We start from the raw sequence: 15,094 nt of genomic DNA, 5'->3' as shown, positions 1-15,094 counted from the left end.
ACATCCGGCCGGACCTTGTCGGGCAAGGTCCGGCCGGGTCAGTGCTGTTGACGACCTGTGTTGACGTATCGCTTTTCCTGGTGGGGAAGTCCAAAGTCGGCCGGAACTCGACGTGTCGACACCCCAGGTCAGAGGCCTGACCGACCGCCTCGGCCGCCTCCCGGCCCACTCAGCCGAGCAGGGACTCCAGGTCGATGTGCTCCAGTCCGTGCGCCTGCGCGACCTCTCGGTAAACGACCTTGCCGTCATGGGTGTTGAGGCCCTTGGCGAGCGCGGGGTCGCGCCGCAGTGCCTCGACCCAGCCATGGTCGGCGAGTTCGACGATGTACGGCAGCGTGGCGTTGGTCAGCGCGCGGGTGGAGGTGTTGGGGACCGCGCCGGGCATGTTGGCGACGCAGTAGAAGACCGAGTCGTGGACCGGGAAGGTCGGCTCGGCGTGGGTGGTCGGACGGGAGTCCTCGAAGCAGCCGCCCTGATCGATCGCGATGTCGACAAGGACACTTCCAGGCTTCATGCGCGACACCAGCTCGTTGGTGACCAGCTTCGGGGCCTTGGCTCCGGGGACGAGAACGGCGCCGATGACGAGGTCGGCCTCCAGGCACGCCTTCTCCAGTTCGAAGGCGTTGGAGACGACGGTCTGGATCCTCGTGCCGAAGATCTTGTCGGCTTCCTTGAGCTTGTTGATGTCCTTGTCGAGCAGGGTCACGTGGAAGCCCATGCCGATGGCGATCTGCGCGGCGTTCCAGCCGGACACACCGCCGCCGATGACGACGGCCCTGCCCGCCGCGACCCCGGGGACACCGCCGGGCAGTACACCGCGGCCGCCGCTGGCACGCATCAGGTGGTAGGCGCCGACCTGCGGGGCGAGCCGGCCGGCGACCTCGGACATCGGCGCGAGCAGCGGGAGCGCGCGGTTGGGCAGCTCGACGGTCTCGTACGCGATCGCGGTCGTGCCCGACTCGACGAGGGCGTCCGTGCACTCCTTGGACGCGGCCAGATGCAGGTAGGTGAAGAGCGTCTGGTCCTTGCGGAGGCGGTGGTACTCCTCGGCGACGGGCTCCTTGACCTTGAGCAGCAGGTCGGCGGTGGCCCACACCTCGTCGGCGGTCGGGAGGATCCCGGCGCCCGCGGCGACGTACTCGGCGTCCGTGATCGACGAGCCGAGTCCGGCACCCCGCTCGATGACGACCTGATGGCCGTGGCGCACCAGTTCGTGCACGCCGGCCGGGGTGATGGCCACCCGGAACTCGTTGTTCTTGACCTCGCGGGGGATACCGACCTTCACGTCGATCACGGTCCTTGGCTCGCAGGGGTGTGGGGGCTCGCACCACACAGGCGTTACATGCCCGTGCAATGCAGGACATACCCGTACGCATCGGAGCGCACCGGGAGACACCGCAGGAGAATCGGCGGCTCAGCCAGTCTAATGAAGGTGTCCCCGCTGTCTAGCCTTTCAATGCATCAATCTTTCGTTGATGCACTACGGATTTCGTAGGCGTTAGCGTCGTGTTCCGTCGTGATCTCGGGCTCGGGCGGCTCATCACCCAGCAATCGCTCGGCGGCGCCCCGGTGCAGCCGGGCCGCCGCCGGGTCGCCGAGCCGCTCCAGCGTGTCGGCCAGCCTGAGCTGGAGCGCGGCCTGCAACCGGACGTCGTCGGCCTGCCGCGCCCACTCCACGGCCTCCTGACAGGTACGCAACGCCTCCTCGGGCCGTCCCGCGTACTCCTGGACCCGCGCCATCTCGCTCAACGCCCGTGCCTGGCCGCCCACATCGCCGAGCCGCCGGTGGCCGGTGAGCGCCGAGCGCCAGTTGCGCAGCGCCTCGCCGTAGCGGCCCGCGTAGGTGTGCGCGGCGGCGATACGGCCGTAGAGCCGGGCGGCGTCCTCACGCTCGTCCCGGGCGAGCCGCTGGGCGAGCGCCCTGCCGTACCAGTCGGCGGCCCGCTCGTAGTCCTCCAGCTCCTGGTGGGCGCCGCCTACGGATTCCATCGCGCGGCCGGTCGCGTACGGATCGTTCGCGGCCCGTCCGGCGTCGAGCGCGGCCCGGTAGCGGGCGAGCGCGGCGGTCGTACGGCCGGTGCGGGCGTCCAGGTCGCCGAGGTTCAGCAGCGCGGCGGCCTGCTCGCGGGGCAGGTTCCGGCGCTCGGCGACGTCGAGGACGAGCCGGTGGATGCCATACAGGTCGGGAGCCGCGGCCTGCGTACCGAAATGCGCCACCATGGCGCGAACCAGCTGGGACATCAGGCGCCGGGCCAGTGTGTCCAGCTCCCCGTCGGCCACCGCGAGCCGGGCGGAGGCCAGCAGCGCGGGGCGCCGGATGCGCAGCCACTCCTCGGCGGCGCGGGGGCTCGGGAACCGCAGCGCCTTCGGCATGCCGAGCAGCTTCTCGCGGGCGAGCGGGCTGTCGGTCTCGGTGATGGCCCGGCAGGACTGCAGCAGCCGTACGGTCCGCTCCAGCATCCGGGCGCGGGCCAGCTGCAGATCGGCCGGGCGCTCCCGGGCCTCGACGACGGAGAGCAGCAGCGGCTGGAGGCAGCCGGGGACCTCGTACTGCGGCAGCGGCGAGTCGACGGCGCGCAGGAACCCGAGTGCCACGAAGTCGTCCAGCGCGCCCAGGGCCGCGTTCACCGAGCAGCCGGCCAGGGCGGAGGCGGTCTGCGGGTCGACGAGGCCGGCCGGGGCGAGGGCGAGCAGTCGCAGTATCCGGGCGGGGGTGCTCGGCAGGGCGTCGTACGCGAACCGGAAGACACGGGTGAGCGGCGGGCTGTCGTCGTCCTCGGCGCGCAGCTGTTTGGCCAGGTCGGAGACTGCCGCCGTGGGCCGGGCGGCGAGCCAGCCGCCGGCGAGCCGCAGCGCGGCGGGCTGGGCGGCGCAGACCTCGGCGAGCGCCTCGGCGGAGCGCGGGTCGACGGTGATGCGCACCGAGCCGGTGAAGCGTTCCAGCAGCTTGACGGCGGACTTGGTGTCCAACTGGCCCAGGGTGCACGGGCGGACGTCGGAGATGCCCGTCAGCGGCCCCTCGGAGACCGCGACGACCAGCGACTCGGGGGTGTCCGGCAGCAGTGCGTCGACCTGCTCGGCGTCGGCCGCGTCGTCGAGCAGGAGCAGCACCCGGCGGTCGGCGAGGGCCTCGCGCAGAGCCTCGCTGAGGTCGTCCTCGTCGGCGCCGGGCGCGGTCGGCAGCCCGAGCACGCCGAGCAGCTCGCGCGCCGTGCGCTCGGTGGGTACGCGGGTGCCGCCGGGCTCGGTGAGCCGGGCGCGGAGCACCCCATCGGGGTAACCGTCGGTAACCTGCCGGACCAGTTCCTCGGCGAGCGCGGTACGGCCGAAACCGGGCCTGCCCGCGATGAGCAGCACGCGCGCGTGGGGGGCTTTCCGACCGGCGAGGGTGTTGAGCCCCGCGCGGTCGATGTCGGCGCGGAGTTCCTTCAACTCTCTTGTCCGGCCGAGGAACTGACTGTCCGTGGGGGCGGCCTCGACAGCCGGGGGCCGCCCTGTTCCGGACACCCGGACGCTCCCGGTGTCCACCGCCTGATCCGCCACGGGCCACACTCCCGTCCCACCTGCACGAGCAAGCCCGCCGGGACTCCGGTTCGGGCGTTTCCCGAGCCTAGTTCACGCTCTGCGACGATCCGGGCGGAGCACGGCTGACAGGTCGCCTGATCGGATCAGCCGATCGTAGGACCGGTGATGTCAGGTGCGTGTGAAGCCGTGCTCAGGACTCGAACGGCCGCGCGGGCCAAGGCGAGTCGGCGGGGCGCAGCGCGTCGACACCGTCCCCGGCGCGCGCGGCGACCAGCGAAAGCACCCCCACCACAAGGCAGTTGTTGTGCAGCTCACCGGCGAGCACGCCCCGCACCAGCTCATCCAGCGGAACCCGGGCCAACTCCATGTCGGCCTCCTCGTCCTCGACCTCGAACCGCCGGCCCTCGGCCGCCGAGAGGTCCCGGGCGAGAAAGATCCGCACGGCCTCGTCACAGCCGCCGGGGGTCGTGTACACATCGGTCAGCACATGCCAGTCCTCCGCCTTGACGTGCGCCTCCTCGTACAGCTCGCGCTGGGCGGCGTGCAGCGGGTTCTCGCCGGGGACGTCGAGCAGCCCGGCCGGGATCTCCCACAGTTTCTGGCGCACGGGGTGGCGGTACTGCCGGATGACGAGGACCCGGTCCTGCTCGTCGAGCGCGAGAACGGCGACCGAGCCGGGGTGGACCTGGTAGTCGCGGCGGACGACCGTACCGTCGGGCATGACCACGTCGTCGGTGCGCACGGAGGTCTTGTTGCCGACGAACGGTGTGTCGCTCGCCCGGACCTCCCACTGCTCGGCGGTGTCCTTGATCGTCATGTCGACCTGCCCTCCCACACATGCCAGAAACCGGGGCACACATCCCGAAAGACGTGCACCCCGGTCACCGTACAGCCCTTGCGTCACCTGCCGTTACTTACCGGTCTTGCGCTCCACGGCGGCCTTGACCAGCCCCGCGAACAGCGGGTGCGGGCGGGTCGGGCGCGAGCGCAGCTCGGGGTGCGCCTGGGTCGCGACCAGGTACGGGTGGACCTCGCGGGGGTACTCGACGTACTCGACGAGCTTGCCGTCGGGGGAGGTTCCGGTGAACTGCAGACCGGCCTTCTTCTCCAGCTCCGCGCGGTAGGCGTTGTTCACCTCGTAGCGGTGGCGGTGGCGCTCCTCGACATACTCCTTGCCGTCGTACACCTCACGCACGATGGAGCCCTCGGCGAGCTTGGCCGGGTACATGCCCAGTCGCATCGTGCCGCCCATGTCGCCCTCACCGGCGACGATGTCGAGCTGCTCGGCCATCGTGGAGATCACCGGGTGCGCGGTGGCGGAGTCGAACTCGGTGGAGTTGGCGTCCGGGATGTCCGCCAGGTTCCGCGCGGCCTCGATCACGATGCACTGCAGGCCTAGGCAGAGGCCCAGCAGCGGGATCTTGTGCTCGCGGGCGTACTGGATGGCGCCGACCTTGCCGGAGACACCGCGGTCGCCGAAGCCGCCCGGGATGCAGATCGCGTCCACGTCGCCCAGCTGCTTGGCCGCGCCCGCGGGGGTCTTGCAGTCGTCCGACGTGACCCACTTGATCTTGACGCGGGCCTTGTTGGCGAAGCCGCCCGCGCGCAGGGCCTCGGTGACCGAGAGGTAGGCGTCGGGCAGGTCGATGTACTTGCCGACCAGCGCCATGGTGATCTCGTGCTGCGGGTTGTGGACACGGTCGAGCAGGTCGTCCCAGGTCGTCCAGTCCACGTCGCGGAACGGCAGGTCCAGCTTGCGGACGACGTAGGCGTCCAGGCCCTCGCCGTGCACGGTCTTCGGGATGTCATAGATCGAACGCGCGTCCGGGCAGGCGACCACGGCGGCCTCGTCGACGTCGCACATCAGGGAGATTTTGCGCTTGATCGCGGCAGGAACTTCACGGTCGCAGCGCAGGACGATCGCATCTGGCTGAATACCGATGTTGCGCAACGCCGCAACCGAGTGCTGCGTCGGCTTCGTCTTCAGCTCCCCCGAGGGTCCGATGTACGGCAGGAGCGAGATGTGGACGACGAAGACGTTGTCACGGCCGACCTCGTGACGGACCTGGCGGACGGTCTCCAGGAACGGCAGCGACTCGATGTCGCCGACCGTGCCGCCGACCTCCGTGATCACGACGTCGACCTCGTCGGAGGCCATGCGGCGGATGCGGTGCTTGATCTCGTTGGTGATGTGCGGGATGACCTGGACCGTGTCGCCCAGGTACTCGCCGCGCCGTTCCTTGGCGATCACCGTCGAGTACACCTGACCCGTGGTGACATTGGCGGAGCCGTCCAGGTCACGGTCGAGGAAGCGCTCGTAGTGGCCGATGTCCAGGTCGGTCTCGGCGCCGTCATTGGTGACGAACACCTCACCGTGCTGGAAGGGGTTCATCGTGCCCGGGTCGACGTTCAGGTACGGGTCGAGTTTCTGCATCACGACGCGCAGACCGCGGGCCTTGAGCAGCATGCCGAGGCTGGAGGCGGTCAGGCCCTTGCCGAGCGAGGAGGCGACACCCCCGGTGACGAAAATGTGCTTGGTCATCGTGGCTGTGCTGTTTCGAAATGCAGCGTTCGGCATGGCCAAGAGGGGGCTCCCGTGGTCGCGATTCGGTGTGCGGGTCGGCCGCCGCCCGAAGTCGATCTCGGGGGTGCCGTCGCTGCGGTTCGGGGGTCCCTGTTCGAGTCCGGGGCACCCACCGGTCCACGGGCTACCAGGGTATCAGCGACAGAACACGATCGCTTCCGGCCACGCTCCGCGCATACCCCGACACGGACTCGTACGGGCCGTCGTCGATTCTCGGCCATGGCTCACTCGTGGGTCACTCGTTCGGTCGACCCACGTTGCCGGGAGCGGCACGCGGACCGCCCTGCTGCGTCGTATCCTCTTCGGACTAGTCGCTGCCGAGCCCGGCCCGGCGAAACGGCACCACCCCCGCCGGACTCCGGAAAACACGAGAGCTCGTCAGTTCGTTGAGCAACGATCGCCTCGAATGCGTTGAGGATCGTTGAGCGACATCGCATGACACCGTCCCTTGGATCACCCTGGATATCAGTTCCCTTGTTGATCCCTCGGGTCCCTTGACCGCACACCGCACAGCGACCGCCCCTCGGGGGGCGACGTGGCCGTTCGACTGGAGTTGCACGTGGCCGGGCGCATCGAAGACTACGCACTCATCGGAGACATGCAGACCGCTGCCCTGGTCTGCCGGGACGGCACGGTCGACTGGCTGTGCCTGCCCCGCTTCGACTCCCATGCCGTCTTCGCGGGGCTGCTCGGCACGGAGGAACACGGCTTCTGGCGCCTCGGCCCCGCGCACGCCTCGGACGCGGAGCCACCGGCCGCATCCCGGCGCAGGTACCGCGGCGACTCGCTGGTCCTGGAGTCCGAGTGGGACACCCCGCGCGGGACCGTCCGTGTCACCGACTTCATGCCCCCGCGTGACGGCGCCCCTCAGCTGATCCGCATCGTGGAGGGCGTCAGCGGCCGCGTCCCGATGCGCTCGGCGCTGCGGATGCGTTTCTCGTACGGCCGTGTCGTGCCCTGGGTGCACAAGCACGAGGGGCGTACGGTCGCCGTCGCCGGGCCCGACTCCGTGTGGTTCGACACCGAGGCCGAGACCTACGGCAAGTCGCTGACCACCTACGCCGACTTCACCGTGGCCCCGGGCGACCGCATCGCCTTCACCATCTCCTGGGAGCCCTCGCACAAGGAGCCGCCCGCGCTGCCGGAGCCGGAGCAGTCGCTCCAGGCCACCGAGGACTTCTGGCGCGACTGGGTGGAGCACTGTACGTACCACGGTCCGTACCGCGAGGCGGTGATCCGCTCGCTCATCACCCTCAAGGCCCTGACGTACGCCCCGACCGGCGGTATCGTCGCCGCGCCCACGACCTCCCTCCCGGAGCACATCGGCGGCGTCCGCAACTGGGACTACCGCTACACCTGGCTGCGCGACGCTGCCATCACCCTCTCCTCGCTGCTGCGCACCGGCTACCGCGACGAGGCCCGCGCCTGGCGCGAGTGGCTCCTGCGGGCCGTCGCCGGCGACCCGGAGAACCTGCAGATCATGTACGGCATCGCCGGTGAACGCGAGCTGGGCGAGGCCGAGTTGGAGTGGCTGCCCGGCTACGAGAACTCCGCGCCGGTCCGGGTCGGCAACGGCGCCGCGCACCAGCTCCAGCTGGATGTGTACGGCGAGGTCACCGAGGCCCTGCACCTGGCCCACATGACGGGCCTGGCCCGCAACGACTACGCCTCCCTCCTCCAGCTGAAGCTGATCCGCTACCTGGAGGACCACTGGGACGAGCCCGACGAGGGCATCTGGGAGGTGCGCGGGCCGCGCCGCCACTTCGTGCACTCCAAGGTCATGGCCTGGGTCGCCGTCGACCGCACGATCAAGCTCATCGAGTCCGGCGACGCGGACGGTCCGCTGGAGAAGTGGCGCGAGCTGCGCGACGACATCCACCGGGACGTCTGCGAGAAGGGCTACGACAAGGAACGCAACACGTTCACACAGTCGTACGGCTCGAAGGAACTGGACGCGTCGCTGCTGCTCATCCCCCAGATGGGCTTCCTGCCGCCGGACGACAAGCGGGTCATCGGCACGATCGAGGCGATCCAGCGCGAGCTGTCCACGCCGGACGGCTTCATCCTGCGCTACCCGACCTCCGGCGCGGAGGAGGGCGTGGACGGGCTGCCGGGCGACGAGGGCGCGTTCCTGGCGTGCTCGTTCTGGATGGCGGACGACCTGGCGATGATCGGCCGCGTGGACGAGGCCCGCAAGCTCTTCGAGAAGCTGCTCTCCCTGCGCAACGACCTGGGCCTCCTCGCCGAGGAGTGGGACCCGGTCCTGAAGCGCCAGGTCGGCAACTTCCCCCAGGCCTTCAGCCACGTCCCCCTCATCGACACGGCCCTCCGCCTGACGGCTTCGGGGGCATACGGAGGCTGAGCTCGCGGTCACAGCCGTCCCAGCTGCGGGCATTCGTGCCGCTTGGGGCGGCTCCCGTCCCGAAGAGAGCGGCACCCCGTGAGCGCCGGGCGCGCGACCCACCCCCGCCCAGCAGCGGCACCGGGGGCCCACGTACCGCCTCGCCAGGCCCCACCCGCCGCACCCGCCTAGCCTGGGAGTGACCCTGTCCCCCGAATGAGAGGGGGCGGCTTCCATGGCTCCCCTTTCGAAGGCGGGCGCGGCACTGACCGCGCTGCGCGAGGAGCTGAGCGGTGCGGTCCTGGCCCCCGGGGATCCCGGCTACGACGAGGCCCGGACCGTGTTCAACGCGATGATCGACCGCCACCCCGCAGTGATCGCACAGTGCGAGACCCAGGCCGACGTGGTCCGCTCGATCCGCTTCGCCCGCGACCTGGACCTGAAGGTCGCGGTACGCGGTGGCGGCCACAGCGTCGCCGGCATGGCACTCAACGACAACGGCCTCGTCATCGACCTGCGCCGGATGCACAAGGTCACGGTCCACCCGGCTTCCCTGAGCGCACGGGTCGAGGGCGGCGCCCTCATGAGCCACCTCGACCGCGCCACCGAGCCGTACGCCCTCGCCACCACCGGCGGCCGGGCCTCCACGACCGGCGTCGGCGGCTTCGTCCTCGGCGGCGGCAGCGGCTGGCTGGAGCGCGCCTTCGGGCTCGCCATCGACAACCTGCTCGGTGTGGAGCTGGCGACCGCCGACGGCCGTACGGTCCGGGCGACCGCCGAGGAGAACCCGGAGCTGTTCTGGGCCCTGCACGGCGGTGGCGGCAACTTCGGCGTGGCCACCGCCCTCACCCTCCGGCTGCACGAACTGCCCGCCTTCGCCATCGCCCTGCTGCTCCACCTGCCCGAACACGGCCCCGAGGTGATGCGCGCCTACCGCGAGATCATCGAGACCGGCCCGGACGAGGCGGGCGGCGGCGTGATCTACATGACCGGGCCGCCGGAGGAGTTCGTACCGGAACACCTGGTGGGCAAGCCGGCCTGCGCCGCCCTCCTGACGTACGCGGGCACCGAGGACGACATGCGCAAGATCGCCCAGCCGCTGCTGGCGCTGCCGCACGAGACCGAGATCGTCGGCGCGATGCCGTACGCGGACGTCCAGTGCATGATCGACGACCCGCCGGGGATGCGGAACTACTGGTCGGCCGAGTACCTGACGGGTCTGCCGGACGAGCTGGTGGACGTGTTCTGCGCCCGCGCCGAGTCGATGCCCGTGCCGACCGGCACCCAGCACGTCCTCTTCCCGGAGGGCGGCGCGGTCGCGGCGGGCCCCGCCGACTACCCGGTGCCGTACCGGGACGCGCCCTGGGCCGTGCACCCCTTCGGCGTCTGGGAGGACCCGGCCGACGACGAGCGGTGTGTCCAGTGGGTACGGGACGTACGCGCCGACGTCCGCCCGTGGAGCACGGGAGCGGTGTACCTGAACTTCATCGGCGAAGAGGGCTCGAAGCGGGTCGCGGCCGGCCTCGGCCCGGAGAACACCCGGCGGCTGGCCGCGGTGAAGGCGGAGTACGACCCGGACAACGTGTTCCGGTTCAACCACAACATCGCACCCCTGTGAAAGGCGTCGCCGCAGCTGAGGTGCTCCGGGCCCCCGCACGCGGGTAGCGTCCGCCCCATGGACACCTGGGACGGCCATGCCACGCGCGACGGCCACGAGAGCCGCGACTTCCCCGCCGGCCACGAGGCCCAGGGCGGTATCACCGTGCGGCGGGCGCTGGAGCTGCCGGGGCTGCGCGGCGGGCTGCCGGAGGTCCTGGCGGGCAGCGACCGGCTGAACCGGACCGTGCGCTGGGTGCACGCGGGCGAGGTCCCGCACATCGCCTCGCTGCTCAAGGGCGGCGAGCTGCTGCTGACGACGGGCTACGGGCTCGGCACGCGCCCCGCCGACCAGCGGGCGTTCGTACGGACGCTCGCCGAGCGCGGTATCGCGGCGCTCGTCATCGAGCTGGGCCCGCGCTTCGCCCGGCTGCCCTCCGCCCTCGTCGACACGGCGCGCTCGGCCGGGCTGCCGCTGGTCCAGCTGCACCGCGAGGTGCCGTTCGTGACGGTCACGGAGGAGGTCCACACCGAGATCGTCAACGGCCACTACGCGCTGCTCCAGCGGGCGGAGGAGGTCCACCGCCGCTGTACGGAGGCCCTCCTCGGCGGGGGCGGCGTGCCGCAGGTCCTGGGCATCCTGGCCGACTTCAGCGGCAACCCGGTGTTCCTGGAGACCGCCGACGGCCGGCTCCTTTACGCGGCCGGGGCCGGGCCCGCCGCGGCCGACCCGTTGCAGGTGTGGGAAGGGCTGCGAGGCCAGCACAAGGACGAACCGCCGGCCGGTACGACCATCGTCGACGTACCGGGCGGGGGTCCGGGCACGGGTTCCGTACGGGCCCGGCTGATCCTGCTGCCGGTCAACACCCCGGTGGCCCCGGTGCACCGGATCGCCGCCGAGCGGGCGGCAAGCATCCTCGCCGTCGTCCTGATGCAGGCCCGGCAGGAGGAGGAGCTGGCGGCGCGCGGGCGCGGCGACTTCCTGACCGACCTCGCAGACGGCCGTATCGCGGCGGAGGACGCGCCCGCGCAGGCCCGCGTCCTGGGCTTCAAGCCGGGTGACGGCCCGCTGCTCCCGGTGGTGATGCGCCTGGCGGACGGCCTCTCGCCCGGCGGCGGCTGGGCGGTCCTGGCCCGCGCGGTGGCGGAGGAACTGGCCTCGGTGGGCGTGCCCGTCCTGCTCGGCGTACGGCCGGTCGAGGGCCGGGTGCCGCTGCTGCTCGGCCTGCGCACGGAGTCGGAGCGCGCGGCGGTGGCGGACCGGGTCGCGGTGGCGCTGCGGGCGGGTGTGGAGCGCGCCGGGATGCTGCGGCCCGGTGGCCGGCCGCCCGTGGTGGTGATCGGGGCGGCTGGCGGCTGGGCGGCCGTGTCGGCGGGGCTCAGACACGCGGCGGAGACCGCGACGGCAGCGCAGGGCCTGGCCGACCGCCCCTGGTACGACGCCCGGCGCCTCGACATCGATCTGTTGCTGTGGCGGCTGCGCGACCACCCCGACCTGGCCGCCTTCGTGGACCGCGCGATCGGCCCGCTCCGCGACCACGACAACCGCGCCAAGCCCCCGCTGCTGCCCACCCTGGAGACGTATCTGGCGCACGCGGGCCGCAAGGCGGAGACGGCCCGCGAGCTGCACCTCAACCGCCAGACGCTCTACAACCGGCTGGCCCGCATCGGCGAGCTGCTGGGCATGGACCTCGACGACCCGCAGACGGTCCTGGCCCTGAGCCTGGCGCTACGGGCCCGCAGACACGTGCCGTAACGACTCCCCGGTCAGCCGAGCGGCCGCAGCTGCGTCAACTCGTCGTACACACTGAGCACTTGGGCGACCGTCTCGTCCTCGGTGGGCCAGGTGGCGGTCTGCCGCGTGCCGTTCTCCCTCAGCGCCTCGCACCGGTCGGGGTCGCCGAGGAGGCGTACGACAGTGGCGGCGAGGGCGACCGGGTCCCCGTACGGGACGAGTTCGGCGGCGTCGCCGACCAGGTCGGACACGGATCCCACGTCGGCCGCGACGAGCGGCACGCGCGCGTGCAGGGCTTCCTGGGCGAGGAGGGAGCGGGATTCGCCGCCGTCCGGCAGCAGCGCGAGGTCGGCGGCGGCGAGCAGTTCGCTGACGTCGTCGCGCCGCCCGAGGAGCCGTACGGGCAGCTCCTCGTCCTCGATGCGCCGCTGGAGGTTGCTCCGCAGGGGGCCCTCCCCCGCGATGACGAGCAGTGGCGCGGGGTCGAGTCCCCGCCATTCCCGCGCGGCGTCCAGCAGTGTGTCGTACCCCCGGTGGCGGTCGAGGGTGCCGACGGCCACCAGCAGCGGCCGACCCGTGGCGCCCACTTCGGCCCGCGCCTTGCACCGCGGCCGTTCGGCGTCGTCGTGGGAGTCGGTCCGGCGCGGCGCGGGCAGTGCGACGGCGGCGAGCCGGGCGTCCCGGGCGCCCCGGCTGCGGGCCCGGTCGACGAGATCCGAGGACGCCCCGAGCACGACGGCCGCGGCCTTGGCGACCCGCCGCTCCAGCATCCGCAGCAGATGCGCCCGCGCCCCCTCGGCGTACGAACGCGTGTGCCAGGTGACGACGAGCGGTGTACGGCGCCTGCCGAGCGCCAGGGTGGCCCGGAACCCGGCGTGCAGCCCGTGCGCGTGCACCAGGTCGGCGTCCGCGCAGACGCTGCGCAGCGCGGCCACGGAGGCCGGGTCGCTGCTGCGGGGGATGTGCACATGCTGGGCTCCGACGCCACCGAAGTCGTACACGCGATCGGTCTCGCCGGGGGCGCACACCGTGACCCGTACACCCCGGGCGACCAGACCGGAGGCCAGCGACCGCACATGCGCACTGCTTCCCGCGCTGCCGCCGCCGAGCACCTGCACGGTGCGCAGCGGCGACTGGCCGTGCGGTGACGGGCTGCTCACGTGGCTCACGTGGCCGGGGCTCCTGGATTCGGGGTCGGACGGTCACGAAGAACGTACGAAGGAACCCGCGCCGGGGGTGGACCACCCGAAGCGCTTCCGCGTACTACGTCGCAATACGTCTTACTAAGTCAAGGATGCCAGGCCGCAAGGGTGTTCAGAACCGCCCAGCCCGCCACAACCCGGAGCTTAGGGCAACCTGCCGCACACTCCCACTCACACGAGTGAACATCCGTACAAGCGTTCCCCATACGTCTCAACGCCTCACGCCGCGAAGCCCCACCTTCTCCGGCGGCATGGTCACCGCGGCTCCGACGACGGCCACGGTTGACGAAGCGTGCCGCGCCCGAGAGAGGGGCCCGGGACCTCGCCTCCTACCCGTCCCCCCGAGCCGCCGCCAACAGCTCCTCCGCGTGCGCCCGGGCCGTCTCCGAGTCCTCCTGGCCGGCCAGCATGCGCGACAGTTCACGCACGCGCTCCTCGCCCTCCAGGACCTTGACCCCGGACCGGGTGACCGACCCGTCGTTCGTCTTCTCCACCAGCAGCTGCCGGTCGGCGAAGGCGGCCACCTGGGGCAGATGGGTGACGACCACGACCTGCGCGGACTTGGCGAGCTTGGCCAGGCGTCGGCCGATCTCGACGGCCGCCTTGCCACCGACACCGGCGTCGACCTCGTCGAAGAGATACGTCGGCACGGGATCCGTCCCCGCGAACACCACCTCGACGGCCAGCATCACGCGCGACAGCTCACCACCCGAGGCGCCCTTGGCGATGGGCCGCGGCGGCGCCCCCGGATGCGGGGCGAGCAGCAGTTCGACCTCGTCGGCACCGGACGGGCCGTACGCGACCGTACGCCCGCCCACCTCGACGCCCTCGGCGTCGTCGGTCTGCCGGATCTCGAACGACACGCGCGCGTGCGGCATCGCGAGCGAGGCCAGCTCGGCGGTGACGGCGGCGGCGAACCGCTCGGCGGCCTCCGTCCGGGCGTCCGTCAACGCCTGGGCCAGCCCGCCCAGTTCGTCCCGCAACGCGTCCCGCTCGGCGGTCAGCTCCCCGATCCGCTCGTCGTCGCCGTCGAGCTCGGTGAGCCGCTGGGCCCCCTGCTCGGCCCAGGCCAGCACGGCACCGATGTCCTGCCCGTACTTCCGGGTGAGCGCGGTGAGCGCGGCCCGCCGCTCCTCCACGGCCGCCAGCCGCAGCGGATCGGCGTCCAGATCGTCGGCGTACCCCGCCAACTCGCCCGCCACATCGCCCAGCAGGATCCCGATCTCCCCGATCCGGTCGGCGAGCGCGGCCAGCGCCGGGTCGTGCGACCGCACGGCCTCCAGGGCCCGGTGGGCGCCCGCGACGAGCGTCGAAGCGTCGACGCCCTCAGGGTCCTCGGGGTTGCCGGCGAGCGCCGCGTGCGCGGCCGTCGCGGCGGACGCCAGCGCCTCCGCGTGCCCGAGCCGCTCGGCCTCCTCGGCCAGCTCCACGTCCTCGCCGTCCCGCGGCTCGACGCCCGCGATCTCGTCGAGCCCGTAGCGCAGCATGTCGGCCTCCTGGGCCCGCTCACGCGCGCGCGTGACGATCTCGTCCAGCTCGGTGGCCACGGCCCGCAGCCGCCGGTAGGCCTCCCCGTACTTGGCGAGCGGCACAGCCACCGCGTCGCCCGCGTACCGGTCGAGCGCCGCCCGCTGCCGGGACAGCTTCAGCAGCCCCTGCTGGTCGGTCTGCCCGTGCACGGCGACAAGCTCGTCGGCCAGCTCGGCGAGCACACCCACCGGGACGGAACGCCCGCCGAGATGCGCCCGCGACCGTCCCTCGGCGGAAACGGTACGGCTGATCAGCAGCGCCCCGTCGTCGAGTTCGGCCCCGGCCTCCTCGGCCCGGACGAACGCCGCCGCGCCCTCGGGCATGGCGATCCGGCCCTCGACGACCGCGTTCTTCGCCCCGATCCGCACGAGCGCCGGGTCCGCACGCCCGCCGAGCAACAGCCCGAGACTGGTGACGACCATGGTCTTGCCCGCGCCCGTCTCACCCGTCACGGCGGTGAAGCCGGGCGACAACTCGACGACCGCGTCGTCGATGACTCCGAGCGACCGTATCCGCATCTCCTCCAACACGGAGAAGACCTTACGAGGTCGAGGGGCGGAAGTGCGACGCCCCCCGTCCCC

9 protein-coding genes are annotated in these 15,094 nt (G+C 71.9%); 3 read left to right on the top strand and 6 right to left on the bottom strand.

Annotated elements, in window-relative coordinates; genetic code table 11:
* Positions 1-169: 169 nt before the first annotated feature.
* From ald to SGFS_RS43700, 4 genes are all read right to left on the bottom strand, one after another.
* On the bottom strand, positions 170-1,294 hold the full coding sequence (ald, locus tag SGFS_RS43715) for an alanine dehydrogenase (protein WP_286257961.1): 1,125 nt from the start codon (positions 1,292-1,294) through the stop codon (positions 170-172).
* Between the two features lie 167 nt (positions 1,295-1,461).
* Positions 1,462-3,543: a tetratricopeptide repeat protein gene (locus SGFS_RS43710; protein ID WP_286257960.1), complete on the bottom strand. Its 2,082-nt coding sequence runs from the start codon at positions 3,541-3,543 to the stop codon at positions 1,462-1,464.
* A 172-nt stretch (positions 3,544-3,715) separates the two neighbouring features.
* On the bottom strand, positions 3,716-4,342 hold the full coding sequence (locus SGFS_RS43705; protein ID WP_286257959.1) for an NUDIX domain-containing protein: 627 nt from the start codon (positions 4,340-4,342) through the stop codon (positions 3,716-3,718).
* Positions 4,343-4,435: 93 nt separating this feature from the next.
* Entirely contained in the window at positions 4,436-6,103 is a 1,668-nt protein-coding gene (locus SGFS_RS43700) for a CTP synthase (RefSeq protein ID WP_286257958.1), read from the bottom strand.
* Positions 6,104-6,668: 565 nt separating this feature from the next.
* Here SGFS_RS43700 and SGFS_RS43695 point away from each other — a divergent pair.
* The 3 genes from SGFS_RS43695 to SGFS_RS43685 all read left to right on the top strand — a co-directional run bounded on the left by SGFS_RS43695 (position 6,669) and on the right by SGFS_RS43685 (position 11,802).
* Positions 6,669-8,471, top strand: coding sequence for a glycoside hydrolase family 15 protein (locus SGFS_RS43695; protein ID WP_286260361.1), 1,803 nt, complete (start codon positions 6,669-6,671; stop codon positions 8,469-8,471).
* A gap of 214 nt (positions 8,472-8,685) precedes the next feature.
* Positions 8,686-10,068, top strand: a complete 1,383-nt coding sequence (locus SGFS_RS43690) for an FAD-binding oxidoreductase (RefSeq protein WP_286257957.1) — start codon at positions 8,686-8,688, stop codon at positions 10,066-10,068.
* Positions 10,069-10,125: 57 nt separating this feature from the next.
* Positions 10,126-11,802: a PucR family transcriptional regulator gene (locus tag SGFS_RS43685; protein ID WP_286257956.1), complete on the top strand. Its 1,677-nt coding sequence runs from the start codon at positions 10,126-10,128 to the stop codon at positions 11,800-11,802.
* Between the two features lie 11 nt (positions 11,803-11,813).
* Here SGFS_RS43685 and SGFS_RS43680 read toward each other — a convergent pair whose 3' ends face one another.
* On the bottom strand, positions 11,814-12,950 hold the full coding sequence (locus tag SGFS_RS43680) for a glycosyltransferase family 4 protein (protein WP_286257955.1): 1,137 nt from the start codon (positions 12,948-12,950) through the stop codon (positions 11,814-11,816).
* Between the two features lie 362 nt (positions 12,951-13,312).
* On the bottom strand, positions 13,313-15,031 hold the full coding sequence (gene recN / locus SGFS_RS43675; protein ID WP_286260360.1) for a DNA repair protein RecN: 1,719 nt from the start codon (positions 15,029-15,031) through the stop codon (positions 13,313-13,315).
* Positions 15,032-15,094 lie beyond the last annotated feature (63 nt).

Origin of the sequence: Streptomyces graminofaciens (assembly GCF_030294945.1) — a bacterium.
GTDB classification, from domain to species: Bacteria; Actinomycetota; Actinomycetes; order Streptomycetales; family Streptomycetaceae; genus Streptomyces; species Streptomyces graminofaciens.
Note: the sequence above shows the minus strand (reverse complement) of the source record. Positions and strands in the feature narration are given on the sequence as shown.